Below are 25,477 nucleotides of genomic sequence, written 5' to 3' on the forward strand. Positions count from 1 at the left end.
CATGAGCGGGATCGATCCGAAACGTTTCGGCAAGGTGGCGGTGTTGTTCGGCGGCGAATCCGCCGAGCGCGAGGTGTCGCTCACCTCGGGCCGTCTCGTGCTGCAGGGCCTGCGCGATGCGGGCGTCGACGCGCATCCGTTCGACCCGGCCGAGCGGCCGCTGTCGGCGCTGAAGGACGAAGGCTTCGTGCGTGCGTTCAACGCGCTGCACGGCGGCTACGGCGAAAACGGCCAGATCCAGGGCGCGCTCGACTTCTACGGAATCCGCTACACGGGCAGCGGCGTCCTGGGCTCGGCACTGGGCCTCGACAAGTTCCGCACGAAGCTCGTGTGGCAGCAGACGGGCGTGCCGACGCCGCCGTTCGAAACGGTGATGCGCGGCGACGATTATGCGGCGCGCGCGACGGATATCGTCGCGAAGCTCGGCCTCCCGCTGTTCGTGAAGCCGGCGAGCGAAGGCTCGAGCGTTGCGGTGTTGAAGGTGAAGACGGCCGACGCGTTGCCCGCCGCACTGTCCGAAGCGGCGACCCACGACAAGATCGTCATTGTCGAGAAGAGCATCGAAGGCGGCGGCGAATATACCGCGTGCATCGCCGGCGACCTCGACCTGCCGCTGATCAAGATCGTGCCGGCCGGCGAGTTCTACGACTACCACGCGAAGTACGTGGCCGACGATACGCAGTATCTGATTCCGTGCGGGCTGCCTGCCGAACAGGAAGCGGAACTGAAGCGCATCGCGCGCCGCGCGTTCGACGTGCTGGGCTGCACCGACTGGGGTCGCGCGGATTTCATGCTGGATGCGGCGGGCAACGCGTATTTCCTCGAAGTGAACACGGCCCCGGGAATGACCGACCATTCGCTGCCGCCGAAGGCCGCGCGCTCGATCGGCATCAGCTATTCGGAGCTGGTCGTGAAGGTGCTGTCGCTTACGCTCAACGACTGACGCAGGAACGGAACGACGTATGTGGAACAACGTTCGCCAACTCAACCTTGCCGCCAGCGCGCTATACGCGCTGCTGCTGCTCGTGTTGGCGGCGGCCGGCTGCTACTGGCTGATCCAGCGTCCGACGTTCGCGTTGCGCGAAATCCGGATCGACGGCGACACCGAGCACATCAACACGCCGACGGTGCGGGCGGGCGTGGTCGGACGGCTGAAGGGGAATTTCTTCACGGTCGACCTCGACACCGCGCGGGCCGCGTTCGAGCAGATGCCGTGGGTGCGCCATGCGAGCGTACGGCGGGTGTGGCCGAATGCGCTCGCTGTCACGCTCGAGGAGTACAAACCGCTCGGGACCTGGGGCAGCGCGCAGCTCGTGAGCGTCGACGGCGAGCTGTTCACCGCGAACCAGGGCGAACTGGATGAAGAACTGCCCGCGTTCGACGGCCCGGAGGGCAGTGCGAAGGAAGTCGTCACGCGGTACCGCGACTTCACGAACTGGTTTGCGCCGCTTAAGGCGGCGCCGGAAGAAGTGACGCTGTCGGCGCGCTACGCGTGGACGGTGAAGCTGTCGAACGGCATGCAGATCGAACTCGGCAAGGAACGCACGAGCGAGACGCTGCACGACCGGAGCCAGCGCCTCGTCGCCGCATGGCCGGCAGTCACGGAGCGTTGGGGCAACGACATCGAGTACGCGGACCTGCGTTATCCGAACGGATTCGCGATTCGTGCGGCAGGCATGCGGTTCCTGACCGATACCGACAAGCCCAAGAAGTAACGAGAGATCACACGCAAGAGCACTTTATGAGCAAAGACTACAAGGATCTGCTGGTTTCCCTCGACATCGGCACGTCGAAGGTGGTGGCCATCGTCGCCGAGCTGAAGGGCGAGGGCCATTACGAGGTGATCGGCCTCGGCCAGAGCGAATCGAAAGGTCTGAAGAAGGGCGTGGTGGTCAACATCGAGGCCACCGTGCAGTCGATCCAGCGCGCGCTCGAAGAAGCCGAGCTGATGGCCGACTGCAAGATCACCAACGTGTTCACGGGGATCGCGGGCAGCCATATCCGCAGCTTCAACTCGAGCGGGATGGTCGCGATCAAGGACAAGGAAGTCACGCAGACGGACGTCGCGCGCGTGATCGAGACCGCGAAGGCGATCAACATCCCGACCGACCAGCAGGTGCTGCACATCCTCACGCAGGAATTCATCATCGACGGCCAGGAAGACGTGCGCGAGCCGATCGGGATGAGCGGCATCCGTCTCGAGGTGAAGGTGCACATCGTGACGGGTGCGGTCAGCGCCGCGCAGAACATCGTCAAGTGCGTGCGCCGCTGCGGGCTCGAAGTGAACGACCTGATCCTGCAGCCGCTGGCGTCGTCGCTGGCGGTGCTGACGGAAGACGAGAAGGATCTCGGCGTGGTGCTGGTCGACATCGGCGGCGGCACGACGGACATCGCGATCTTCGCCGAAGGCGCGATCCGTCACACGGCGGTGATTCCGATCGCCGGCGACCAGATCACGAGCGACATCGCGATGGCGCTGCGCACGCCGACGCCGGACGCGGAAGACATCAAGGTCGGCTACGGAATCGCGAAGCAGGCGCTCGCCGATCCGGACGAGATGGTCGAAGTGCCGGGCCTCGGCGAACGCGGTCCGCGCACGCTGTCGCGCCAGGCGCTCGCGGCGGTGATCGAGCCGCGCGTCGAGGAGCTGTTCTCGCTCGTGCAGCAGGTCGTGCGCGAGTCCGGTTACGAAGAACTGCTGAGCTCCGGCGTGGTCATTACCGGCGGCGCATCGATGATGCCGGGCATGGTCGAGCTCGGCGAAGACATTTTCCTGAAACCGGTGCGCATCGGCGCGCCGGAATACGCAGGCGGCCTTGCCGACGTGGTGCGCAATCCGCGCTACTCGACGGCGATGGGCCTGCTCGTCGAAGGAAGCGCTCAGCGCATGCGCGGCCGCAAGGTCGCCGTGCAGTCCGGCAACGCGGGGCAGATTTTCTCGCGGATGAAGGAATGGTTCCTGAGCAACTTCTGACGAACCGAATCGAAATTCGCGCTGGTGCCGGCGGCTGGCGCGCGACAGGGGGTTGCCCGATCTCCTGCCGAATAACGGCCGAGTAGTTCTATTTTCTTGACGGAGGCAACAATGGAATTCGAAATGCTGGAAACCGAAACCAACGGCACCATCATCAAGGTGGTCGGCGTTGGCGGCGCTGGCGGCAATGCCGTTCAGCACATGATCAACCGTGGCGTGCAGGGCGTCGATTTCATCGTGATGAACACCGACGCGCAGGCGCTGTCGCGTGCGCGCGCACCGTCCGTGATCCAGCTGGGCAACACGGGCCTCGGCGCCGGCGCGAAGCCGGAAATGGGCAAGGCGGCGGCGGAAGAGGCGCGCGAGCGCATCGCCGACGCACTGCGCGGCGCGCACATGGTGTTCATCACGGCCGGCATGGGCGGCGGCACGGGCACGGGCGCCGCGCCGGTGGTCGCGCAGATCGCGAAAGAGATGGGCATCCTGACGGTCGGCGTCGTCAGCAAGCCGTTCGAGTTCGAAGGCGGCAAGCGCATGCGCGTCGCGGAAGCAGGCTCGCAGCAACTGGAGGATCACGTCGACTCGCTGATCGTCGTCCTGAACGACAAGCTGTTCGACGTGATGGGCGATGACGCCGAAATGGACAAGTGCTTCCAGTGCGCGGATGACGTGTTGAACAACGCAGTCGCGGGCATCGCCGAAATCATCAACGTCGACGGCCTCGTGAACGTCGACTTCGAAGACGTGAAGACGGTGATGGGCGAGCAGGGCAAAGCGATGATGGGCACGGCGACGGTCGCCGGCGTCGATCGCGCACGCCTCGCGGCGGAACAGGCGGTCGCAAGCCCGCTGCTGGAAGGCGTCGATCTGTCGGGCGCGCGCGGCGTGCTGGTCAACATCACGTCGAGCCGTTCGCTGCGCCTGTCGGAAACGCGCGAAGTGATGAACACGATCAAGAGCTACGCCGCGGAAGATGCGACGGTGATCTTCGGTGCGGTGTACGACGACGCGATGGGCGATGCATTGCGTGTGACGGTCGTGGCGACGGGTCTGGGCCGTGCGGCGAAGAAGCAGCAATCGGCTCCGATGACGCTGCTGCGCACGGGTACCGACAATCAGCCGGTCAGTGCGGTCTCGCACGGTTATGCACAGCCGCAGCACGTCAGCACGGCCGACTACGGCGCGCTCGATACGCCGGCGGTGTGGCGCAATTCGCGCGAAACCGCGGCATCGCACGTGCAGGCGCTGCAGGAGAAGGGTGTCGACACGTACGACATTCCGGCTTTCCTGCGCAAGCAGGCTGACTGACGACGCACACAGGCGAAGCCGCGGCACGGTTGCCGCGGTAACGCCGGCGTGACGGATGCCACGGACCACGACAGGCCGCGTCGGATGCGACGCCGGGCCGGGAGACGTGCCCTCTTCGCATGAGCGGAGCGGGATGGGCCGTGCTGTCCGCAATACGCTGAAAACCGTATCGCTATGAGGGACCAGCCATGATTCAAGTGGGCGACGCGCTGCCCGACGCGCAACTGTTCGAGTTCATCGACGACGCGCGCGCAGGCTGCACGCTGGGGCCGAACGCCTTCAGCGTGCGCGATCAGGTTGCGGGGAAGCGGGTGGTGATCTTCGGATTGCCGGGCGCTTTCACGCCGACCTGTTCGGCGCAGCATGTGCCGGGCTATGTCGAGCATGCCGAGCAATTGCGCTCGGCCGGCATCGACGAGATCTGGTGCGTGTCCGTCAACGACGCATTCGTGATGGGCGCATGGGGACGTGATCTGCACACCGCGGGCAAGGTGCGCATGATGGCGGACGGCAGCGCTGCTTTCACTCATGCGCTGGGGCTGACGCAGGATTTGTCCGCGCGTGGCATGGGAATCCGTTCCCTGCGCTACGCGATGGTGATCGACGACGGTGTGGTCAAGACGCTGGCCGTCGAAGCGCCGGGCAAGTTCGAAGTGAGCGATGCGGCGAGCGTGCTCGCGACGTTGACGTCCTGATCGTGCGGTGCGTCGTTGCTTGCCGGCAACGCCGCTCACCGGACCTCGGGACAGTTGTAACACGGGTCGATGACCGGAAACGCCTCCGTTCCGGGCGTCGGCCCGTTCCGTATCGGCACGGGTAAACAGTCGAAACAGATATACGCAGTTTCCAACAGCGGCGAATAGGGAATTACGCTATAATCCCACCTATCGAATATAACGCCTGATTGAAAATCTCAATCAAGTTGAAGAACACCATGCTGAAGCAGCGCACCATCAAATCGATCGTGAAGACCGTGGGCATTGGTCTCCACTCGGGCCGCAAGGTCGAACTGACGCTCCGTCCGGCCGCGCCGGGCACGGGGATCGTTTTCGCGCGCGTCGACCTGCCCACGCCCGTCGACATTCCGGCATCCGCGATGTCGATTGGCGACACGCGGCTCGCGTCGGTGCTGCAGAAGGATGGCGCGCGCGTGTCGACCGTCGAACACCTGATGTCGGCATGCGCCGGCCTCGGCATCGACAATCTCTATGTCGACGTGACGGCCGAGGAAATCCCGATCATGGACGGCAGCGCTGCGTCCTTCGTGTTCCTGATCCAGTCCGCAGGGATCGAGGAGCAGAACGCGCCGAAGCGCTTCATCAAGGTCACGAAGCCGGTTGAAATCCGCGACGGCGACAAGTTCGCGCGTCTCGATCCGTATTTCGGCTTCAAGCTGAAGTTCACGATCGATTTCCGTCACCCGGCCGTCGACAAGACCGGCCAGGAACTCGAGGTCGACTTCGCGAACACGTCGTACGTGCGCGAGATCGCACGTGCGCGCACGTTCGGCTTCGCGCACGAAGTCGAGATGATGCGCGAGCTGGGCCTGGCTCGCGGCGGCAGCATGGACAATGCGATCGTGCTCGACGAGTACCGGATCCTGAACAACGACGGGCTGCGTTACGACGACGAATTCGTGAAGCACAAGATGCTCGACGCGATCGGCGACCTGTACGTGGTCGGCCATCCGCTGCTCGCGTCATACACGGCGTACAAGTCGGGCCACGGGCTGAACAACGCGCTGCTGCGCGAACTGCTCGCGCACGAAGACTCGTACGAGATCGTCACGTTCGACGATCCGCAGGCCGCACCGGGCGGCTTCGCGTTCGACACGCAGACGGCATTCGCCTGATCGGCGCTCCGCACGAGCAATAAAAAAGCGACCCTGGGGTCGCTTTTTTCGTTGGGCGGCCGTCGCGTGCGATTACGCGAATGACCGAGGCGCAAACTCAGCGCGACGACTTCGCGCCGTGCCGGGCAGCCATTCGCGCCAGCGCGGCCTGCAGCGGCGACGGCTCCAGGTGATCGGCGAGCTCGCGCAACGCGGCGGCGCCGACGGTCGTCATGCGCGCCTGCTTCACGTGCGGCGGCTGCGGCGCATCCTTCGGCCGCACACGCACGCGCAGCGCCGCAACCGGCCAGCCGCGTTTTTGCAGATCGGCGAGCAGGCGCGGCTCCACCTGCCGCAGCCGGGCGGCGAGCGCATTGTGAGCGGCAAAGAGGGTCAGGGTGCCGTCCTTGATGGAGCCCGGTTCGACATGATTCGCGAGATAGTCGGGGAGGAGCGCGGAGAGGTCGCGCTGCAGCGATGCGACCTGCTCGACGCCTGCGCGCAGCGCCGCGAACGCGTCGGTGCGGTTGAGCACTTCGGACACGGGTTGCGGGCGATACGCGGGGAGCGGGCCGAAACGCTTGGAAAATCGGTTCATCGAGGCATTCTTCGAGCGCGCACGCGCGCGGACGTTGTCGCCGATTGTACCTGCGCCGGTTCAAGCACGCGCGGCTTTCGGGCCGGGGCGCCGGTCGCCTGTGCGGCCCGAGTGCGCGGTGCGAGTCCGGCCGGGACACCGGCGCATGCGTCCCCGCGTGCTAAAATTCCCCGTTTGATTCCACTAATTCGCTAAGCCGCCGAGGCTCGGGCGTCGGGGCGCGCAACACGCGCCGGGCGCCGGTGCTGCGACGCAGGATCCGATCCGATGACAACCGGTTTTCTCCAGAAAATTTTTGGCAGCCGCAACCAGCGGCTCGTCAAGCAATACCAAAAGACCGTCGCGACGATCAATGCGCTCGAACCGCAGATCGAGAAGCTGACGGACGACCAGTTGCGCGGCAAAACGGACGAGTTCCGCCAGCGGATCGCAGGTGGCGAATCGCTCGACAAGGTGCTGCCGGAGGCGTTCGCGGTCTGCCGCGAAGCGAGCCGCCGCGTGCTGAAAATGCGCCACTTCGACGTGCAGCTGATCGGCGGCATGGTGCTCCACTACGGCAAGATCGCCGAAATGCGCACCGGCGAGGGCAAGACGCTCGTCGCGACGCTGCCCGTGTACCTGAACGCGCTCGCCGGCCGCGGCGTGCACGTCGTGACGGTCAACGACTATCTCGCACAGCGCGACGCCGAATGGATGGCGCGTCTCTACAACTTCCTCGGTCTGTCGGTCGGCATCAACCTGTCCGGCATGGAGCACGAGCAGAAGCAGCAGGCCTACGCCGCGGACATCACGTACGGCACGAACAACGAGTTCGGCTTCGACTACCTGCGCGACAACATGGTCTACGAGACCGACGCGCGTGTGCAGCGGGCGCTGAATTTTGCCGTCGTCGACGAAGTCGACTCGATCCTCATCGACGAGGCGCGTACGCCGCTGATCATTTCGGGTCAGGCGGAAGACCACACCGAACTGTACGTCCGGATGAACGCGCTGCCGCCGCTGCTCGAGCGCCAGATCGGCGAGGAGAAGGCCGACGGCACGGGCGTCGAAAAACCGGGCGACTACACGCTCGACGAGAAGTCGCGCCAGGTGTTTCTGACGGAGTCGGGCCACGAGAAGGCCGAGCGGCTGCTCGCCGAGTGGGGCCTGATCGGCGAGGGCGAGAGCCTGTACGCGCCGCAGAACATCACGCTGATGCACCACGTGTATGCGGCGCTGCGCGCGCACACGCTGTTCCACAAGGATCAGCACTATGTCGTGCAGAACGGCGAAGTGGTGATCGTCGACGAATTCACGGGCCGCCTGATGGCCGGCCGGCGTTGGTCGGACGGCCTGCACCAGGCGGTCGAAGCGAAGGAGCACGTGAAGATCCAGAGCGAGAACCAGACGCTCGCATCGATCACGTTCCAGAATTACTTCCGGATGTACGCGAAGCTCGCGGGCATGACCGGCACGGCGGACACCGAAGCGTACGAATTCAACGAGATCTACGGCCTCGAGACGGTCGTGATCCCGACCAATCGTCCGCCGAAGCGGATCGACAAGCAGGATCAGATCTACAAGACGGCCAAGGAGCGCTACGACGCGGTGATCCGCGACATTCGCGAGTGCTACGAGCGCGGTCAGCCGGTACTGGTCGGCACGACGTCGATCGAAAACTCGGAGCTGCTGTCGCATCTGCTGAAGCAGGCCGGGCTGCCGCACGAAGTGCTGAACGCGAAGCAGCACGAGCGCGAAGCGGCAATCGTCGCGGAAGCCGGCCGTCCGAAGCGCATCACGATCGCGACGAACATGGCCGGCCGCGGTACCGACATCGTGCTCGGCGGCAACGCGGAGAAGCAGGCCGCGTTCATCGAGGCCGACGACTCGATTCCGGCCGACGAGAAAGCGCGCCGTATCAAGCAACTGCACGACGAGTGGGAAACGCTGCACGAACAGGTGAAGGCCGCCGGCGGCCTGCACATCATCGGCACCGAGCGCCACGAATCGCGCCGGATCGACAACCAGCTGCGCGGCCGTGCGGGCCGCCAGGGCGATCCGGGCTCGTCGCGCTTCTACCTGTCGCTCGACGATCCGCTGTTGCGTATCTTCGCGGGCGACCGCGTGCGCTCGATCATGGATCGCCTGAAGATGCCGGAAGGCGAGGCGATCGAGGCCGGCATCGTCACGCGTTCGATCGAATCCGCGCAGCGCAAGGTCGAGGCACGCAACTTCGACATCCGCAAGCAGCTGCTCGAATACGACGACGTGTCGAACGACCAGCGCAAGGTGATCTACCAGCAGCGTAACGAATTGCTCGAAGCGCACGACATCACCGAGACGATTTCCGCGATGCGCCACGGCGTGATTGCCGAGGTCGTCCGCCAGTTCGTGCCGGAAGGCAGCATCGAGGAACAGTGGGACGTGCCCGAACTCGAGGAAGCGCTGCGCAACGACTGGCAGCTCGACCTCGCGATCCAGGAAATGGTGAACGAGTCGTCGTCGATTACCGCCGACGAGATCCTCGAAGCCGTGACGACCGCCGCCGACGAGCAGTACGAGGCAAAGGTCGCGCTGGTCGGCCGCGAATCGTTCAGCGCGTTCGAGCGCTCGGTGATGCTGCAGACGGTGGACCGCCTGTGGCGCGAACACCTGGCCGCGCTCGACCATCTGCGTCAGGGCATCCACCTGCGCGGCTATGCGCAGAAGAACCCGAAGCAGGAATACAAGCGCGAAGCGTTCGAGCTGTTCGCCGCGATGCTCGATGCGATCAAGCAGGAAGTCACGCGCATCGTGATGAACGTGCAGATCCAGTCGCCGGAGCAGCTCGAGGAGGCCGCCGAGCAAATCGAAGAGCGCGGCGGTCATCTGGAGAACGTCGAGTATCAGCACGCCGATTATGCGGACGCCGGCGCGCCGGTCGCGAACGTCGCGGCTGCCGCCGCGGCCACGGCGACCGCCGACATGGTCGGCAGCGCGATGACCCACGGCGGGCCCGCCGGCGAGATGCCGAAGGTCGGCCGCAACGACCCGTGCCCGTGCGGCAGCGGCAAGAAGTACAAGCAATGTCACGGTAAGCTGTCATGATCGGCGGCGGCGCGCATGCGTGCGCCGCGTCGTTCGTTCGCAGCTTCGAATCAGTGATGTGAGTTGCGGCGGCCCGGTTCCGCGGCCGCCGGTTCTTCCAATCGATGCCGGCGTGTGCCGGCATTTTCCATCCGGCAGGTGTGCCCCATGGCTGTCAATTTTCCGTCGATCGATCCCGCCCAATTGCATCCCGTCGCCGGCGTCACGCTCGGCTGGGCGGAAGCGAACATCCGCAAGCCGAATCGCAAGGACGTGCTGGTCATTTCCGTCGACGAAGGGGCGACGGTCGCAGGCGTATTCACCGAGAACCGTTTTTGCGCCGCGCCGGTGATCGTGTGCCGCGAACATCTGGCCAAGGTGCGCGCGGGCGGGGCTGGCATCCGTGCACTCGTGGTGAACACCGGCAATGCGAATGCGGGCACCGGCGAGCCCGGCCTCGCGAACACCCGCGAAACGTGCGCGGAACTCGCGCGCCTCGCGGGCCTCGACGCCGCTCAGGTGCTGCCGTTCTCGACCGGCGTGATTCTCGAGCCGCTGCCGATTGACCGCCTGAAGGCCGGGCTGCCGGCTGCGCTCGCAAACCGCAAGGCCGCGAACTGGTACGACGCCGCGCAGGCGATCATGACGACCGATACGCTGCCGAAGGCTGCGTCGCGCCAGGTGACGATCGACGGCCATACGGTCACGCTGACCGGCATCAGCAAGGGCGCCGGGATGATCAAGCCGAACATGGCGACGATGCTCGGCTTCCTCGCCTTCGACGCGAACGTCGCGCAGCCGGTGCTCGACACACTCGTGAAGGAAGTGGCCGATCGCTCGTTCAACTGCATCACGATCGACGGCGATACGTCGACGAACGACTCGTTCATTCTGATCGCGTCGGGCAAGAGCACGCTGCCCGCGATCGCGTCGACCGACTCGCCGGCCTATGCGGCGCTGCGCGACGCGGTCACGCAGGTCGCGCAGGAGTTGTCGCAGCTGATCGTGCGCGACGGCGAAGGTGCGACGAAATTCATGACGGTGCAGGTGGAAGGCGGCAAGAGTGTTGCCGAATGCCGTCAGATCGCTTATGCGATCGGCCATTCGCCGCTCGTGAAGACGGCCTTCTACGCATCCGACCCCAACCTCGGCCGGATTCTCGCTGCGATCGGCTATGCGGGCGTCACCGATCTCGACGTCGGCAAGATCGATCTCTATCTGGACGACGTGCTCGTCGCGAAGGCCGGCGGCCGCAATCCCGCGTACCAGGAAGAGGACGGCCAGCGCGTGATGAAGCAGAGCGAAATCACGATTCGCGTGCTGCTTGGCCGCGGCGACGCGCAGGCTACGATCTGGACGTGCGATCTGTCGCACGACTACGTGAGCATCAACGCGGACTATCGCTCCTGATCGGGGGCGCTCGAACGACATGGACAAGCTCGAACAGTTTCTGACGCGAGCCGAAGCGCTGCTCGGCCGCCTCGAAGGGATGCTGCCGCCGGCGCCGGCCGCTGTCGACTGGAATGCAGCCACGGCCTTCCGCTGGCGCAAGCGTCAGGGGCGCGGCTATCTGCAGCCGGTGCCGGCAGCGTCGTCGATCACGCTCGGCGACCTGCACAACATCGATCGTCAGAAGGGGCTGATCGAACAGAACACGCGACAGTTCGTGCAGCGCAAGCCGGCGAACAACGTGCTGCTGACGGGCGCGCGCGGCACCGGCAAGTCGTCGCTGATCAAGGCGTGCCTGAACGCGTATGCGAAGGAAGGCCTGCGCCTCATCGAAGTCGACAAGGACGACCTGCACGATCTCGGCGACATCGTCGAGCTGATCTCGCAGCGTCCGGAGCGGTTCATCGTGTTTTGCGACGACCTGTCGTTCGAGGAAGGCGAGTCCGGCTACAAGGCGCTGAAGGTCGCGCTCGACGGCTCGATCGCTGCGCAGTCGGACAACGTGCTGATCTACGCGACGTCGAACCGCCGCCATCTGCTGCCCGAGTACATGAGCGACAACGAGTCGTACAAGCATCTGCCGGACGGCGAGATCCACCCGGGCGAAGTCGTCGAGGAAAAGATCTCGCTGTCGGAGCGCTTCGGCCTGTGGGTCAGCTTCTACCCGTTCAAGCAGGACGACTACCTCGACATCGTCGGGCACTGGCTGCGCCATTTCGGCTGCGCGGATACCGAGATCGACGCGGCACGCGGCGATGCGCTGGTCTGGGCGCTCGAGCGCGGTTCGCGCTCGGGGCGCGTCGCGTGGCAGTTCGCGCGCGACTGGTCGGGCCGCAAGGAGCAGGCATGAGTGTGGATTCCGCAGTAGGCGCGGCGCGCGCGCCCGACGGCCGCAAGGTGACGGAAGTCGCTGTCGGTGTAATGGTGCGGCCGGACGGCCCGGTCGGCCGCTGCCGTTATCTGCTCGCGCAGCGCCTGCAGGGCAAGCCGTATGAAGGTTACTGGGAGTTTCCGGGCGGCAAGCTCGAAGCGGGCGAAAGCGTCGAGGACGCGCTCGCCCGCGAACTCCATGAGGAGCTGGGCATCGTCGTCACGGCCAGCCATCGCTGGCATACGCTCGAGCACGACTATCCGCATGCATACGTGCGGCTCTATTTCTGCAAGGTGACGGGCTGGACGGGCGAGCCGCACAGCAAGGAAGGGCAGGCGTTCGTGTGGCAGGAACTGCCGGTCGACGTCGCGCCTCTGTTGCCGGCCGCGTTGCCGGTGCTGGAACTGCTCGAGAAGGAAGCGGCGTCGCAATGACGCCGTTGCGGCCCGCGTGAAACGCGGGCCATATCGACGGACGAGGTAGCCCTGTGCTGCTTAGCTGTCGCGGCGGCCGTCGGTGCCGTCTTCTTCCGACGACGGACCTTCGTCGGACGAGCCGCCGATCCGATACTTTTCCGCCGCCCATGCGCCGAGATCGAGCTGCTTGCAGCGGGCCGAACAGAACGGGCGGAACTTGTTTTCCGGCGTCCAGCGCACTTCCGCGCCGCACGAAGGACATTTCACAACGGTAGTCATACGAAAGCGTCGAGCCGGCACGCGGCCGTTACAGATTGCAGAGTGTCAGATGGAACGGCACGTCGATGTCCACCGCACGCGGCCGCACGTCGCCGTCCTGCATGGTGAACCGTACCCACAGCATGTATTTGTTGGCGCTCGCCTCGGGAATCACGCGCAGCTCCGGCGACACGCGCACCTGCATCAATTGGTAGCTGCGCCCCGACAGCATCTGCTGGTAGCTGCCTTGCATCGCCATCACCTTCGAAGCCTGGCCCGATTCGCGCGCGAGACGCAGCACGATCGCCGCGGCGTCGCGCAGCGGCAGCAGCGGCATGATCCATTTCGTGATGTCATGGCGCCGCTGTTCGGCCGGCCATTGTTGCCACGCGTAATACGACGGCAGGTCGAACTTGCACGTGCCGCCGGGAATCACCGCTCGGCTGCGGATGCTCGCGAGCCACTCGTTGTCGACCAGATGCTGGCCTGTCTTGCCCTGCATCTGCGCGAGATTCGCGAGCGTCTGCTCGATTTCGCCGAGCACGGCTTCCAGCGCATTCTGTTCGATGCCCGGATTGCCGCGAAACGGAGCGAGCGTCTGGCGCTGACGTTCGAGCTCCTTCATCAGATCCGATTTCAGGTCGGCGCGGCCCGTGACCTCGGCGATTTCGAACAGCGTCGTCAGCGCGACGTGATGTTCGCGCGCGTCCTCCTGAGCCAAAAAGAACGCGAAGCGCTCGAATAAGTCCTCGAGGCGCAACAGCGTGCGAATTCGCTCGTTGAACGGATACTCGTAAAGAATCAAGCGCGCTCGCCTCTCGGGTAGGAATTGAAACAATGCAGGACATTCTAATGCTCACTCACTACCCTAGCAACGCGCCAATTTCGTACACCATCACGATCGCGCGGCGTCACTGCGCGGCGGCTGCGAATTCGAGATAGCGTTGGTGCAGTGCATCGACCTGCGCGGCGAGCATGGCTGGCGTCGCCGCGTCGTTGACGATCACGTCGTCGGCGGCCGCGAGACGCGCGTCGCGCGTTGCCTGTCTCGCGATGATCGCCTCGACCTGTTCGCGCGTGAAACCGTTGCGCCGCATCACGCGCGCGATCTGCGTTTCGACCGGACAGTCGACCACCAGCACGCGGTTGCTGCGAGTCTTCCAATTGCCTGACTCGACGAGCAACGGCACCACGAACATCACGTAAGGGCCCTGCGCGGCGCGGGCTTCGCGATCCGTCTGCGCGCGGATCAGCGGATGCGTGATCGCTTCGAGCCGGCGTCGTGCGTCGTCGTCGCTGAAAATCAGTGCGCGCATCCTGGCGCGATCGAGAGAGCCGTCGGCGGCGACGAAGTCCGGCCCGAACGCGTGCTCGATCGCCGGCATCGCGAGCCCACCGGGGGCGGTGATACGGTGCGCGATCAGATCGGTATCGACGACCGATGCGCCGCGCGCGGCGAACATGTCGGCGACGGTCGTCTTGCCGCTGCCGATGCCGCCGGTGAGTCCTATTGCAAACATGTGAACCTCCGCCGGACCGCTGCACGCAAGTGGCGTGCGAGGCTGCGACGCTGACAACGAAGCGAAGGCGCGCAGCGCATCACGTCAACCGCCGAGCGCCGAATAGAAAGGGGTGCCGAAAAATAGCGTCGCCACACCGCCCGCGGCCAGGAACGGGCCGAACGGAATCGGCTCCTCGAAGCGCATGCGGCCGCGCCAGGTCGCGACGAGGCCGACGATCGCGCCCGTCACCGCGGCGAACAGCACGACCTGCGGCAGCGCGGCCCAGCCCATCCATGCGCCGAGCGCGGCGAGCAGCTTCAGATCGCCGAAGCCGATGCCCTCGATCCCGCGCAGCCATTTGAACAGCCAGTAGATGGAGCAAAGGAACAGGTAGCCGGCCATCGCACCGATCACGGCCGAACGCAGCGACGTGAACGTGCCGCCGAGATTCAGTGCGAGGCCTGCCCACAGCAGCGGCAGCGTCATCGAATCGGGCAGGTAGCCGGTACGGATATCGATCGCGCTCATCGCGAGCAGTGCGGCGCAGAGCCCGAACGCTGCGAGAGCCACGACGGTGGGGCCGAAGGCGGCGAGCGAGGCGGCGGCGAGAAGCGCACCGGCGAGCTCGACGAGCGGATAGCGCACGCCGATCGCATGGCCGCACTGACGGCAGCGGCCACGCAACAGCAAGTAGCTGACGAGCGGGATGTTTTCCCATGCGCGCAGCACGTGGCCGCAATGCGGGCAGGCGCTGCGCGGGCGCCACAGATCGTAGTGCGGCGGATAGCCGTCGTCCGGCGCCGCGCTCGCCGCGCCCGTCGCCTCGGCGATTTCGGCCTGCCATGCGCGCTGCATCATCACCGGTACCCGGTGCACGACGACATTCACGAAGCTTCCGACGCACAGGCCGAGGACGACGGCGAATGCATACTGCACCGCAGGCGGCAGCATCGCCAGCGCGAGCAACGTGCCGGCGGGCGAATCGAATACGGTGGTCAGGGGCGCGGGCGTCATGGGCTCGGGTTGGGGCTTTAAAGGCGACAGAATCGGTTGCGATGCTACACCACGTTGCCCAGCTGAAGGATGGGCAGATACATCGCGATCACGAGGCCGCCGACGAGGGCGCCCAGCACGACCACGATCAGCGGCTCGCCGAGCGCGGCGAGTGCATCGAGGCGTGCATCGAGCTGACGCTCGCAGAGCGCGGCGATGTCCGCGAGCATCGTGTCGAGCGCGCCTATTTCCTCCGCGACGGCGATCGGCTGGACGACGTCGTCCGGGAAGCAGCCGGCCGCGTGCATCGCGTCGGCAAGGCGCGCACCACGCAGCACGCGTGCCGCGATCTGCGCGGTGGCCTGTTCGAACACCGGATGGCCGGCCGTGTGCTCGAGCGTCGAGAATGCATCGGCAAGCGGGACGCCCGCGCCGAGCAGCGTCGCAAGCGAGCGGCACCACCGCGCGGTCGCGAACCGCGTGAGCGCGCCGCCGACGAGCGGTGCATTCAGCGCCTGTCGGGCGACCGCATGGCGCAACGTTGGCGAGCGCCGCAGCGCATGACGTGCGGCGAGTCCGGCCACCGCGGCCGCTGCGGCGAACGTGCCGCCCCAGGCCGACGTCGCAGACGAGATCGCCAGCAGCGCGCGGGTTGGCGCCGGCAGCGTCGCGCCGAAGCCGTCGAAAATCTGCCGGAACGTCGGTACGACCCAAATCATCAGTGCGGCCGAGATCGCGAGCGCGAACGCGATGACGGCGACCGGATATGCGAGCGCGGCACAGAGCTTGCGCCATTGCGCGTCCGCGCGTTCGCGGTGCTCCGCGACGCGTGTCAGCACGGAGCCGAGCGCGCCCGACGCTTCGCCCACTTCGATCAACTGGCGGTACAGCGTACCGAACTGCGCCGGATAGCGCGCGAGCGCGGCGGCGAAACGTTGTCCGCCAATGATCTCGCGTGCGAGGCCGGCGGCGATGCGCGGAAACCCGTCGTGCGTGCGGGTGCGGGCGAGCATCTCGAGCGACGGTGCGAGCGGCAGCCCGGCCTGCAGCAAGCTTGCGAGCTGACGCGTGAAGCGGGTGACGTCACGCGCGCCGGCTGCGGGCGGCCGCGCCTTGCCGCGCGCGTCGAGCGCCAGCACGGCGATGCCGTCGCGTGCGAGCGCCGCGCGTGCAGCGGCGGCGTCGAATGCGATCACGTTTCCGCGGCATGGCGAGCCGTCGCGACGGCGGCCGCGCCACGCGAAGCGGGTTTCGTGCGGCGGCACCGGCATCGCGACTACGCTTCGGACGTCGCGGCCAGCGCTTCCGCGACGCTCGTCGTGCCGTCGCGAACGTGTGCGAGCGCGGCGTCGCGCAGACTGCGTACACCCTCGGCCGCCGCGCATTGCGCGAGGGCGCCGACGCTTGCGCGCGCGACGATGCGCTCGGCCAACGCAGCGGACACCGGCATCGTCTGGTGCAGACCGATCCGGCCTCGATAACCGATGCCGTGGCAGGCGGCACAGCCGCGCGCGACGAACGGGCGCCATCCGGCCTCCAGCGCCGCCGGCTCGCAACCCGCGTCGCGCAGTGCGCGCACCGGTGCATCCGAGCGCACGCGGCACGTGGTGCACAGACGCCGAACGAGGCGCTGCGCGGTAACGAGCCGCAACGCGGCCGCGAGGTTGTACGGTGCGACGCCGATGTCGAGCAGTCGCGCGACGGCTGCTGGCGCATCGTTCGTATGCAGCGTCGACAGCACGAGGTGCCCCGTCTGCGCGGCCTTGATCGCGACGTCGGCGGTTTCCGCGTCGCGAATTTCCCCGACCATGATGACGTCCGGGTCCTGCCGCAGTAGCGCGCGCAGCGCCGTCGCGAACGTGAGGCCGGCCTTTTCCGCGACGCCGACCTGATTGATCCCGTCCAGCTGAATCTCGGCCGGATCTTCGACCGTGCATACGTTGTGCGTGTCGCGATCGAGCATCTGCAGCGCGCAGTAGAGCGACAGCGTTTTGCCGCTGCCGGTCGGACCGGTGACGAGCACGAGACCGTGCGGCGCGCGAATCGCGGCCTCCATTGCCGCAGCCTGCCGTGCGTTGAAGCCGAGGCGCGCGAGCGTGAGATCGGGCGGCAGCGTGTCGAGGCGGCGCAGCACGAGTTTCTCGCCGAACAGTGTCGGCAGCGAACTGACGCGGTAGTCGGCCCGCACGCCGCCGTCGATCGCGATGCGCAACCGGCCGTCCTGCGGCAGCCGCCGTTCCGCGATGTCCATGCGCGCGAGCACCTTGGTCCGCGTGACGAGCGCGTCGCGCAGATGAGCGGGCGGTTGCGCGTGTACGTGCAGGACGCCGTCGATGCGCAGGCGGATCCGCCAGCCGGCTTCGAACGGTTCAATGTGGATGTCGGACGCGTTGCGCACGCGCGCGGCGTGCAGTGTGTCGGTCAGCAGCCGTACCGCCGGCGAGTCGTCGAGCTGCGTTGCATCGAGCGAACGGACTCGCTCGGCCGTCGGGCGGTGGGAGGAGATGGGCGACGGCTGCGTGCGCGGCGGCGCCCCGGAAGGAGGGATATGCATGTGAGCCGGCGCTCGGCCGCCTGTTGATCGTGACCGGTAAATGGTCGCGTATCGCGGGCGCCGCCGACAGTCTGCCGTTCGGCTAGCGGCTAGCGGGCGGCGGCGCGCGTGCGGGCGCCGCGCGGCTTGAAGAGTTTGACCGTGCGCACGGCCTGATCGTCGCTGCGCATGACCTCGAGCATCACGTCGCCGATCTTCACGCAAACGTCGCCTTCCGGAATTTCCTCGAGCACTTCGAGGATCAGGCCGTTGAGCGTCTTCGGCCCGTCGGTGGGCAGGTGCAGGTGCAGCCAGCGGTTCAGTTCGCGCAGCGGCATGCTCGCCGCGACGATGCATTCGCCGTTCTCGTTCCAGCCGCGCGCGCGTTCGCCGCGCGGCATCGACGTGGTGAATTCGCCGATCAGTTCTTCGATGATATCCTCGGGCGTGACCAGCCCCTCGAGTTCGCCGTACTCGTTGACGACGAGCGCGGTGCGCTGGCGGCTTTCCTGGAAATACTGCAACTGCTGAACGACCGGCGTGCCCGACGGCACATAGTACGGCTCCGCGAGCAGTGTGCGCAGCGTTTCGCGATCGAAATCCTGGTTGTGCAGGGCGGTAAGCGTCTTGCGCACGTGCAGCACGCCGAGCACCTTGTCGATGTCGCCTTCGTAGACGACGAGGCGGTTGTGATAGCAGGTCTCGAGCTGATGCAGGATCTCGTCGAGCGGCGCGTAGAAGTTCAGCGATTCGATCTGGCGGCGCGGCACCATCACGTCGTCGACCGTGATGTTCTCGAGGTCGAACAGGTTGAGCAGGATGCTGCGGTGCTTGGTCGGCATGAAGCTGCTCGACTCGAGCACGATCGCGCGCAGTTCGTCGGGCGACATCCGCTGGTCGCGGCCCTTCTTCGTATTGATGCGCAGCACCCAGAGCACGCCGTTCGCGAGCGCATTGACGAACCACACCACTGGCTTGAACACGCGCATCAGCGGCGCGATCACGAGACTCGCGGGCAGCGCGATGCGCTCGGGAAAGGTCGCGCCGACGATCTTCGGCGCGATTTCCGCGAACACGATGATCAGGAACGCGACGATGCCGGTCGCGATCGACAGCGCGAGATTGTTACGGCCGAACGTGTGCAGCGCGAGCGAAGTCGTCAGAACCGGGATGATCGTGTTGAACAGATTGTTGCCGATCAGAATCACGCTGAGCAGCAGGTCGGTGCGCGTGAGCAGGCCCTGCGTGGTTTTCGCGCCGAGCACGCCCTTGCCGGCGAGATGTTTCAACCGGTGTCGGTTGAGCGCCATCATCGCGGTCTCGGAAATGGAAAAGAAGCTGGAACAGAGGAGAAGCAGGAAGACGGCGCCGATTTGCGCCCATAAGGGAATTTGGTCCACGCGTCGGAAAGGGCAGTGAAGGACAGGGATGGGGGGAATATAGCAGAGGCCGGCGGCCGCGATGTGTCGCGTGTAGTGGTTCAATGCCCTTGGACAGTTCGAAAAGGAGGTAACGTGTCGTCTGGAGGGCCAAAGCATGGTCAGGCGTGCGTTTTCCGAGGAATTCAAAGAAGAAGCGATACGACTCGTCGTAGAGCAGGGTTACCCCTTTTCCAAGGCGTGTGAGGCTGTAGGAGTTGGGGAGACCGCACTGCGTCGCTGGGTCGCACAGTGGCGAGCGGCACACAGTTTAGATGCGCCGAGTCCGGCACAACTCAGTGCAGACGCGCGTCGGATCAAGGAACTGGAGGCGCGCGTAGCCGAACTCGAACGGGAGCGTGAAGTTTTAAAAAAATCCACGGCCTTCTTCGTCAAGGAGCTCGAACGCTCCTGGAAGTGATCCAGGCGATGGAGAAGGCCTACCCGGTAGCGCTGATTTGTCGACTGGCTGGTGTAGCACGCAGCAGCTATTACGCATGGAGGGCGCGCCAAGGCAGATCAAATCGCGATGCGACGGTACTGGAAGCGGTGCGCCGTATTCATGAGGAGACTCGTCGAAGCTACGGCAGCAGGAGGATGTCGCAAGCGTTGCGCTTGCTCGGACACAACGTAGGACGTTATCGAGCACGATCGTTGATGCGTAAGGCTCGGCTGGTGCGGTCTAAGCGCGTACTGTTGATGTCCACGCAGAACTGACCCACCTGAGGCTGTAGTTTTCATCGAATTTTGACCCACGTGATTGAATGCCCTGCTCAATCTTTGAGCAGGGGATACAGAGGTGATCACGGTGGGCATATTGGCCAAGATCAGGCGGATGTATTTCCGCGAGAAGGTCCCGCTGCGCGAGATTGCGAGGCGCACGGGCCTGTCCCGGAACACGGTGCGCAGCTGGCTTCGGCAGACGGATGCCGTTGAGCCGAAGTACCCGAAGCGCGTCAGCCCGAGCGTCGTCGACGAGTGGGCCGCGCAACTGACGGGCTGGCTGCGGGCAGACAGTCATCGCCCGAAGCGTGACCGGCGCACGGCCCGGTTCATGTTCGAGGCCATCCGCGGCGAGGGCTATGCCGGCAGCTACGGCCGCGTCAGCGCCTTCGTGAGACGCTGGCACGAGGAGCAGGCTGCAGCACCGCGCAGGAAGGCCTATGTACCGCTGGCCTTCGAACCCGGCGAAGCCTTCCAGTTTGACTGGAGCTGCGAATACGCCTTCATCGGCGGGTTGCGGCGACGCCTGGAGGTCGCCCACGTCAAGCTCAATGCCAGCCGGGCGTTCTGGCTGGTCGCCTATCCGACCCAGAGTCACGAGATGCTGTTCGATGCGCACGCCCGCGCATTCGCCGCGTTCGGCGGCGTGCCGCGCCGCGGCATCTACGACAACATGAAGACCGCCGTGGACAAGGTCGGCCGCGGCAAGGAGCGCGCGGTCAACGCCCGCTTCGAGGCAATGTGCGGCCATTACCTGTTCGAGCCGGAATTCTGCAACCGTGCCGCCGGCTGGGAGAAGGGCATCGTTGAGAAGAACGTGCAGGACCGGCGCCGCCAGATCTGGCACGAGGCTGCGCTACGACGCTGGGAAACGCTGGAGCTTCTGAACGAATGGGTCGCGGGCCAGTGTCGTCAGGCCTGGCAGATGCGGCACCCGCAGTGGCCCGAGCTGACGGTCGAGGACGTGCTGCAGGACGAGCGCACCAGGCTGATGCCCAATCCACGCCCGTTCGACGGCTATGTCGAGCAGACGCTGCGGGTGTCGTCGACCAGCCTCATCCACTTCCAGCGCAACCGCTACAGCGTGCCCACCGAGTACACGAACCAGCTGGTGAGCGTGCGCTGCTATCCGGCATATCTCAGCGTCGTCGCCGACGCCCAGGAGATCGCACGCCACGAACGCAGCTTCGAGCGGCACATGACCTTCTACGACTGGCGCCATTACATCACGCTGGTTGAGCGCAAACCCGGCGCGTTGCGCAACGGCGCTCCGTTCGTCACGATGCCACAGCCGCTGCAGCAGTTGCAGCGGCACCTACTGAAGCACCCGGGAGGCGATCGCATCATGACGCAGGTGCTCGCCGCGGTGCGCGAACACGGACTCGATGCCGTGCTGCTTGCCGTGCAGGCAGCGCTGGACTCGGGACGCCCCAGTGGGGAGCACGTTCTGAACGTGCTGAGCCGGTTGAAGGCACCCACCACGAGCACCAACCTCGCGACGACGAAACTCCAGCTTACCGAAGAGCCGGCCGCCGACGTGAGCCGCTACGAAACCCTGCGCGCCAACCCACCGGAGGACCGTCATGTCTAACGACATCGCCGCCCAACTCAAGGGGCTCAAACTGCATGGTATGGCGAGCACCTGGCCAGAGCTGCTGGCGCAGTCGCGTCACACGGAGTTCGCCCCGGAGCGCTTCATGAAGCAACTGCTGATGGCTGAGACGGCGGAGCGACAGGTGCGCTCGATCGCCTACCAGATGACCGCCGCTCGCTTCCCGGCTCACCGCGACCTGAAGGGCTTCGACTTCGCGCAGGCACACGTCGACGAAGCGCTGGTTCGAGAACTCAGTGACCTGTCGTTCCTCGCAAGCGCACACAACGTCGTGTTCATCGGTGGCCCCGGCACCGGCAAAACGCACCTCGCCTCAGCGATCGGAATTGAGGCCGTGCAGCGCCACGGCAAGCGCGTGCGTTACTTCTCGACCGTCGAGCTGACCAACGCACTGGAGCAGGAGAAGTCCATCGGAAAACAAGGCCAGATCGCCCATAAGCTGATGTACGTCGACCTGGTGATCCTCGACGAACTGGGCTACCTGCCGTTCAGCCAGACCGGTGGCGCATTGCTGTTCCACTTGCTCTCGAAGCTGTATGAACACACGAGTGTCGTGATCACCACCAACCTCAGCTTCGGCGAGTGGGCGACCGTGTTCGGGGACGCAAAGATGACGACGGCGCTGCTGGACCGCGTCACCCATCACTGCCACATCGTCGAAACGGGCAATGAATCCTGGCGCTTCAAGTCCAGTTCTGCCAAGGCGAAGACAACCAGAAAGAGAGCAGCAAAAGCAGCAGGCAGTGAGGAGTTATCCACACCGGAATAGATGTACTACGCTGTCTCGGGGTGGGTCAGATTTAGATGAAAACGGTGGGTCAAGATTCGGTGGAAATCAACACTCCGGCCAATTCATGGCGCGGAAGAACAGCGGATACGCCGAGGCCAGGCGCTGCTGCTGTTCCATCGGCATTCGCGCACGCGGCTCATTGTTGGTCGGCTCGGTAGCTTCAATCGCTGCTGGCCGGGGTGCCCGATGACCGTCCACAGATGGACCTCCTTCCGGATTTTTGTTTCGGGTCGTACGTGCCCTGCGGCGAATCGGGAGCCGGGAATCGGGTGTGGCATTAAATGCGCAGCCAAAAGCTCACCAAGGCGGCGCTGGCTTGTTGCCACGCGGGTGGCGGCGCCGAGGGGGACGTCGGATTCTACGAATTACGTAGAGAAACGGCAAGGGATTCCTACGATATTCGCAGCATGAGGATAAAGGAGCCCGCCACCCTATTCGGCCGCCGCCTACGGGCAGCGCGGCAGCGAGCCGATATCCCGCAAGACCGGCTGGGCGTCCAGATTGGGCTCGACGAGAGCACGGCGAGTGCCCGAATGAGCCGCTATGAAACGGGCACACACACGCCTCCGTTTGGCATCGCCGTCAAATTGGCGCAGGCGCTCCATCTTCCCGCCGCCTACTTCTATTGCGAAGACGATGAGCTTGCTGACCTCGTGCTGGCGTGGGTGCGCCTGCCCAAGACCGAGCGCAAGCATATCAAGGCCATGATTGACGCCATCCTGGCAGGCAAGCGCGGCAAGTAGTGGCCGTCACGCGACCCGGCGGGCAAAGTCGACACGGATGACGTTCCCGGTCGAGCTGGTTGACGTCGGTGATGAGACCGGCTCGTCTGTTTGTCCTTCAGGCGGCGGTCCCGCTCGTTGTAGTAGCGGGGCCGGCGCACGCCGTCCATCGGGTTCTTGGCGACGTGAATGCGCCAGGTATCGATGGCGATGTGGCAGACCGCCGAGAAGATGTCGATTTCGCGGTCCACCGTGCTCGGCTCGACGACCTGGCACCGCTCCTCGATGTAGTCGGCGAAGTCGTCCGGGACGATGGCGGCGAAGGGCTTCCGGATGAACTTGCTGGTCTCCGACGGCTGCCCGACGCGAGTGCCCGTGGACTTGCGGATTTTCATGGCCGCGACCGTGGGGCAGGGATTGGGATGCGCGTCGCGAATGTCGGCAAGGTCCTGCCGGGGCAATCCGGCATCCTCCAGCCACGCATTGATTTTGTAGCCGAGGACCTCGAAGCTCTTATCGCGCGGCGCCTCATCGCGCAGGTAGCGAATCAGCAGGTCGGCGAGGGTTGTCTTGTGCCCCTTCGCATAGTCGATGAAAAGCCCTTGGCGCTGCTCGCTCTCGATGCGCTGCTTGATGGCGATGGCTTCCGCTTCGCTGTGCGCGGTGAGGAACTGGTTCTTGTGCGCGACGCTGCGTGTTCGGACGACATAGTGGTCGTCGAGGCTGGCCAGCTTCGGCTTGAGTCCCTGCAACTGCAGCGTCTGGACGTAGCGCTGGATAGCTTCGTCGGCGTTGTGGGAAAAGGTGCGGGTCAGGTCGTCGCGGTTGCGGACGGTGACGCGGATGCGCGAGCGGTTCTCGATGGACGCCATGGCAGCGATGCTCCAAGGTTGGGAGCAACGTATAGGCGTAAGGCAGGGGGATGATTCGCGATTTGCAGCGAAGTGGCGGAGATTGCCACTGAGTTGCCACTGCGGACCCTGAAAACAAAAACAGCTGACATCTAGTCCGCTGTTTTTGAAGGGAAACCTGGTCGGGGTGAGAGGATTCGAACCTCCGGCCTCTACGTCCCGAACGTAGCGCTCTACCAGGCTAAGCTACACCCCGATTTTTGCTTTTTCGACTCCGCTGTCTTCGTTAAGAATCGCTGCGTCGTCACAAGCAAGAACGTAACTATAACGATGTTTTTTCTAAAAGGGAATACCTTGGTGAAGAAATTTTTCGAGACCAGGTATCGCTTGCTGTTTGCCGCGCGTTTACGACTGACGCGACGTCGAGTATGAGCACAAACCGAGCAGGCTTTCCTTGTAGATCGAGTCGGGGAACGCGGCGATCGCCTCGGCGGCGGCCTGCGCTTCCTGTCGTGCGCATTCGAGCGTATGGTCGAGCGCGCCCGAACGCGTGATTGCGTCGAAGATCGTGTCGAAGCGGTCGGTGCCGCCTTGTTCGATTGCCTCGCGCGCGAGCGCGGACTGTTCGGGCGTGCCGCGTTCGATCAGATAGATGAGCGGCAGCGTCGGCTTGCCTTCGCGCAGGTCGTCGCCGGCATTCTTGCCCATCGCTTCGGCCGTGCCAGCGTAGTCGAGCCAGTCGTCCATGATCTGAAACGCGGTGCCGATCCGGCGGCCATATTCGGCAGCGGCGGCCTCGGTCGGGGCGTCGGCACCCGCGAGCACTGCGCCGAGACGTGCGGAGGCCTCGAACAGCTTCGCCGTCTTGTAGCGGATCACCTGCATGTAGCGCGTTTCGTCGACGTCCGCGTCGTGCATGTTCAGAAGCTGCAGCACTTCGCCTTCTGAAATGATCGTCGTCGCTTCCGACAGGATCTCCATCACGCGCATCTTGCCGACGCCGACCATCATCTCGAACGAGCGCGAGTAGAGATAGTCGCCCACCAGCACGCTCGCCGCGTTGCCGAACAGCGCGTTGGCCGTCTGGCGGCCGCGCCGCAATTCGGATTCGTCGACGACGTCGTCATGCAGCAGCGTGGCCGTATGGATGAACTCGACGACGGCGGCCAGCACGTGCCGCTGGTGCGACGTCTCGCCGAGCGCGCCGGCGACGAGCAGCAGCAGCGCCGGACGCAATCGCTTGCCGCCCGCGCCGATGATGTACTCGGCGATCTGGTTGATCAGCAGCACGTCGGACGCGAGACTTTGCCGGATAACGCGATTCACCTGCTCCATGTCGCTGGCGATCGGAGCGAGCAGGTGGGCGGCGCTGAGGGTGGGGGAGGCGGTGGACGACGACATGATGATCGAAATGGGTGATGCCGCGGATTATAAGTCGAATCCGCCATATCCCGGTCTGCGGGACGCGCGGGCACGTCGATTTTGGCCATCCGGGCAGGGCTCGCGCGCGGCAATCGTGGATCGGCTTTGACTTGGGTGCTAAGCCCATGTATAATCACGTGTTTTCCGCGCGTGGTGTGCGG

The 25,477-nt window shown here is 65.1% G+C and carries 22 protein-coding genes, 1 tRNA gene and 1 pseudogene; 14 read left to right on the plus strand and 10 right to left on the minus strand.

Translation table 11 applies throughout. The features are described 5' to 3' along the window. Window position 1 precedes the first annotated feature (1 nt). From WK25_RS02695 to lpxC, 6 genes are all read left to right on the plus strand, one after another. Window positions 2-943, plus strand: coding sequence for a D-alanine--D-alanine ligase (locus WK25_RS02695; protein ID WP_040143319.1), 942 nt, complete (start codon window positions 2-4; stop codon window positions 941-943). Window positions 944-962: 19 nt separating this feature from the next. Then, window positions 963-1,715, plus strand: a complete 753-nt coding sequence (locus WK25_RS02700) for a cell division protein FtsQ/DivIB (RefSeq protein WP_069240947.1) — start codon at window positions 963-965, stop codon at window positions 1,713-1,715. Between the two features lie 26 nt (window positions 1,716-1,741). Beyond that, window positions 1,742-2,974: a cell division protein FtsA gene (ftsA, locus tag WK25_RS02705; RefSeq protein WP_006752447.1), complete on the plus strand. Its 1,233-nt coding sequence runs from the start codon at window positions 1,742-1,744 to the stop codon at window positions 2,972-2,974. 111 nt (window positions 2,975-3,085) lie between these two features. After that, the gene (ftsZ, locus tag WK25_RS02710) at window positions 3,086-4,282 is read left to right on the plus strand and encodes a cell division protein FtsZ (RefSeq protein WP_011883181.1); all 1,197 of its coding nucleotides are present in this window, start codon (window positions 3,086-3,088) and stop codon (window positions 4,280-4,282) included. A gap of 188 nt (window positions 4,283-4,470) precedes the next feature. Continuing rightward, window positions 4,471-4,977, plus strand: a complete 507-nt coding sequence (locus WK25_RS02715) for a peroxiredoxin (protein WP_040143324.1) — start codon at window positions 4,471-4,473, stop codon at window positions 4,975-4,977. A 239-nt stretch (window positions 4,978-5,216) separates the two neighbouring features. Next, a complete protein-coding gene (lpxC, locus tag WK25_RS02720; RefSeq protein ID WP_069241916.1) occupies window positions 5,217-6,134 on the plus strand; it encodes a UDP-3-O-acyl-N-acetylglucosamine deacetylase in 918 nt (305 codons plus the stop codon). 97 nt (window positions 6,135-6,231) lie between these two features. Here lpxC and WK25_RS02725 read toward each other — a convergent pair whose 3' ends face one another. Then, complete coding sequence (locus tag WK25_RS02725; protein ID WP_040143325.1) at window positions 6,232-6,711, minus strand: DUF721 domain-containing protein; 480 nt, start codon at window positions 6,709-6,711, stop codon at window positions 6,232-6,234. 267 nt (window positions 6,712-6,978) lie between these two features. On the opposite strand from WK25_RS02725, the gene secA reads away from it, so the two are divergent. The 4 genes from secA (at window position 6,979) to WK25_RS02745 (ending at window position 12,510) form a co-directional block, all read left to right on the plus strand. After that, window positions 6,979-9,777: a preprotein translocase subunit SecA gene (gene secA / locus WK25_RS02730; RefSeq protein WP_040143327.1), complete on the plus strand. Its 2,799-nt coding sequence runs from the start codon at window positions 6,979-6,981 to the stop codon at window positions 9,775-9,777. 147 nt (window positions 9,778-9,924) lie between these two features. After that, window positions 9,925-11,166: a bifunctional glutamate N-acetyltransferase/amino-acid acetyltransferase ArgJ gene (gene argJ, locus WK25_RS02735; protein ID WP_040143328.1), complete on the plus strand. Its 1,242-nt coding sequence runs from the start codon at window positions 9,925-9,927 to the stop codon at window positions 11,164-11,166. 19 nt (window positions 11,167-11,185) lie between these two features. Next, a complete protein-coding gene (locus tag WK25_RS02740; RefSeq protein ID WP_040143330.1) occupies window positions 11,186-12,055 on the plus strand; it encodes an ATP-binding protein in 870 nt (289 codons plus the stop codon). Next, the gene (locus WK25_RS02745) at window positions 12,052-12,510 is read left to right on the plus strand and encodes an NUDIX domain-containing protein (RefSeq protein WP_040143331.1); all 459 of its coding nucleotides are present in this window, start codon (window positions 12,052-12,054) and stop codon (window positions 12,508-12,510) included. Before WK25_RS02740 ends, WK25_RS02745 begins: the two co-directional genes overlap by 4 nt. 60 nt (window positions 12,511-12,570) lie before the next feature. Here WK25_RS02745 and WK25_RS02750 read toward each other — a convergent pair whose 3' ends face one another. The 7 genes from WK25_RS02750 to WK25_RS02780 all read right to left on the minus strand — a co-directional run bounded on the left by WK25_RS02750 (window position 12,571) and on the right by WK25_RS02780 (window position 19,178). Then, the gene (locus tag WK25_RS02750) at window positions 12,571-12,771 is read right to left on the minus strand and encodes a DNA gyrase inhibitor YacG (protein ID WP_039317342.1); all 201 of its coding nucleotides are present in this window, start codon (window positions 12,769-12,771) and stop codon (window positions 12,571-12,573) included. Between the two features lie 28 nt (window positions 12,772-12,799). After that, window positions 12,800-13,555, minus strand: coding sequence for a cell division protein ZapD (gene zapD / locus WK25_RS02755; RefSeq protein WP_040143334.1), 756 nt, complete (start codon window positions 13,553-13,555; stop codon window positions 12,800-12,802). 106 nt (window positions 13,556-13,661) lie between these two features. Beyond that, complete coding sequence (gene coaE / locus WK25_RS02760) at window positions 13,662-14,270, minus strand: dephospho-CoA kinase (RefSeq protein ID WP_040143335.1); 609 nt, start codon at window positions 14,268-14,270, stop codon at window positions 13,662-13,664. Between the two features lie 84 nt (window positions 14,271-14,354). After that, window positions 14,355-15,266: a prepilin peptidase gene (locus WK25_RS02765; RefSeq protein WP_069240948.1), complete on the minus strand. Its 912-nt coding sequence runs from the start codon at window positions 15,264-15,266 to the stop codon at window positions 14,355-14,357. Between the two features lie 44 nt (window positions 15,267-15,310). Beyond that, a complete protein-coding gene (locus tag WK25_RS02770) occupies window positions 15,311-16,516 on the minus strand; it encodes a type II secretion system F family protein (RefSeq protein WP_069240949.1) in 1,206 nt (401 codons plus the stop codon). Between the two features lie 5 nt (window positions 16,517-16,521). After that, window positions 16,522-17,799 (minus strand): GspE/PulE family protein, encoded by a 1,278-nt coding sequence (locus tag WK25_RS02775; protein ID WP_069240950.1) that lies wholly within the window; start codon window positions 17,797-17,799, stop codon window positions 16,522-16,524. Window positions 17,800-17,888: 89 nt separating this feature from the next. Next, window positions 17,889-19,178, minus strand: a complete 1,290-nt coding sequence (locus WK25_RS02780; protein ID WP_080294558.1) for an HlyC/CorC family transporter — start codon at window positions 19,176-19,178, stop codon at window positions 17,889-17,891. A 136-nt stretch (window positions 19,179-19,314) separates the two neighbouring features. Between WK25_RS02780 and WK25_RS29855 the strand changes: the two are divergent. From WK25_RS29855 to WK25_RS29860, 4 genes and pseudogenes are all read left to right on the plus strand, one after another. After that, window positions 19,315-19,889: pseudogene (locus WK25_RS29855) on the plus strand (transposase); the annotation flags it as partial. Between the two features lie 142 nt (window positions 19,890-20,031). After that, a complete protein-coding gene (gene istA / locus WK25_RS02785; protein ID WP_249181359.1) occupies window positions 20,032-21,510 on the plus strand; it encodes an IS21 family transposase in 1,479 nt (492 codons plus the stop codon). After that, window positions 21,503-22,300 (plus strand): IS21-like element helper ATPase IstB, encoded by a 798-nt coding sequence (gene istB / locus WK25_RS02790; protein WP_069240909.1) that lies wholly within the window; start codon window positions 21,503-21,505, stop codon window positions 22,298-22,300. Before istA ends, istB begins: the two co-directional genes overlap by 8 nt. Window positions 22,301-22,728: 428 nt before the next feature. Continuing rightward, on the plus strand, window positions 22,729-23,064 hold the full coding sequence (locus WK25_RS29860) for a helix-turn-helix domain-containing protein (RefSeq protein ID WP_083253002.1): 336 nt from the start codon (window positions 22,729-22,731) through the stop codon (window positions 23,062-23,064). Between the two features lie 1,009 nt (window positions 23,065-24,073). Here WK25_RS29860 and WK25_RS02800 read toward each other — a convergent pair. Together WK25_RS02800 and WK25_RS02805 are read right to left on the minus strand one after the other, a co-directional pair. Beyond that, window positions 24,074-24,150 (minus strand) — tRNA-Pro (locus WK25_RS02800). A 149-nt stretch (window positions 24,151-24,299) separates the two neighbouring features. After that, window positions 24,300-25,295 carry a polyprenyl synthetase family protein gene (locus tag WK25_RS02805; RefSeq protein WP_059547873.1) on the minus strand — a complete coding sequence of 332 codons (996 nt, stop codon included), beginning with the start codon at window positions 25,293-25,295 and terminating at the stop codon, window positions 24,300-24,302. Window positions 25,296-25,477 lie beyond the last annotated feature (182 nt).

Origin of the sequence: Burkholderia latens, from assembly GCF_001718795.1 — a bacterium.
Lineage (GTDB): Bacteria > Pseudomonadota > Gammaproteobacteria > Burkholderiales > Burkholderiaceae > Burkholderia > Burkholderia latens_A.

Excerpts from the sequence above, each read along its gene's own strand:
- WK25_RS02725 (WP_040143325.1), bottom strand. The coding sequence starts at position 6,711 with ATGAACCGATTTTCCAAGCGTTTCGGCCCGCTCCCCGCGTATCGCCCG.
- WK25_RS02715 (WP_040143324.1), top strand. The coding sequence starts at position 4,471 with ATGATTCAAGTGGGCGACGCGCTGCCCGACGCGCAACTGTTCGAGTTC.
- WK25_RS29860 (WP_083253002.1), top strand. The coding sequence starts at position 22,729 with ATGAGGATAAAGGAGCCCGCCACCCTATTCGGCCGCCGCCTACGGGCA.
- WK25_RS02745 (WP_040143331.1), top strand. The coding sequence starts at position 12,052 with ATGAGTGTGGATTCCGCAGTAGGCGCGGCGCGCGCGCCCGACGGCCGC.
- ftsA (WP_006752447.1), top strand. The coding sequence starts at position 1,742 with ATGAGCAAAGACTACAAGGATCTGCTGGTTTCCCTCGACATCGGCACG.
- coaE (WP_040143335.1), bottom strand. The coding sequence starts at position 14,270 with ATGTTTGCAATAGGACTCACCGGCGGCATCGGCAGCGGCAAGACGACC.
- WK25_RS02805 (WP_059547873.1), bottom strand. The coding sequence starts at position 25,295 with ATGTCGTCGTCCACCGCCTCCCCCACCCTCAGCGCCGCCCACCTGCTC.
- WK25_RS02700 (WP_069240947.1), top strand. The coding sequence starts at position 963 with ATGTGGAACAACGTTCGCCAACTCAACCTTGCCGCCAGCGCGCTATAC.
- WK25_RS02765 (WP_069240948.1), bottom strand. The coding sequence starts at position 15,266 with ATGACGCCCGCGCCCCTGACCACCGTATTCGATTCGCCCGCCGGCACG.
- WK25_RS02750 (WP_039317342.1), bottom strand. The coding sequence starts at position 12,771 with ATGACTACCGTTGTGAAATGTCCTTCGTGCGGCGCGGAAGTGCGCTGG.
- WK25_RS02770 (WP_069240949.1), bottom strand. The coding sequence starts at position 16,516 with ATGCCGGTGCCGCCGCACGAAACCCGCTTCGCGTGGCGCGGCCGCCGT.
- secA (WP_040143327.1), top strand. The coding sequence starts at position 6,979 with ATGACAACCGGTTTTCTCCAGAAAATTTTTGGCAGCCGCAACCAGCGG.
- WK25_RS02775 (WP_069240950.1), bottom strand. The coding sequence starts at position 17,799 with ATGCATATCCCTCCTTCCGGGGCGCCGCCGCGCACGCAGCCGTCGCCC.
- WK25_RS02740 (WP_040143330.1), top strand. The coding sequence starts at position 11,186 with ATGGACAAGCTCGAACAGTTTCTGACGCGAGCCGAAGCGCTGCTCGGC.
- WK25_RS02695 (WP_040143319.1), top strand. The coding sequence starts at position 2 with ATGAGCGGGATCGATCCGAAACGTTTCGGCAAGGTGGCGGTGTTGTTC.
- istA (WP_249181359.1), top strand. The coding sequence starts at position 20,032 with ATGTATTTCCGCGAGAAGGTCCCGCTGCGCGAGATTGCGAGGCGCACG.
- istB (WP_069240909.1), top strand. The coding sequence starts at position 21,503 with ATGTCTAACGACATCGCCGCCCAACTCAAGGGGCTCAAACTGCATGGT.
- lpxC (WP_069241916.1), top strand. The coding sequence starts at position 5,217 with ATGCTGAAGCAGCGCACCATCAAATCGATCGTGAAGACCGTGGGCATT.
- argJ (WP_040143328.1), top strand. The coding sequence starts at position 9,925 with ATGGCTGTCAATTTTCCGTCGATCGATCCCGCCCAATTGCATCCCGTC.
- ftsZ (WP_011883181.1), top strand. The coding sequence starts at position 3,086 with ATGGAATTCGAAATGCTGGAAACCGAAACCAACGGCACCATCATCAAG.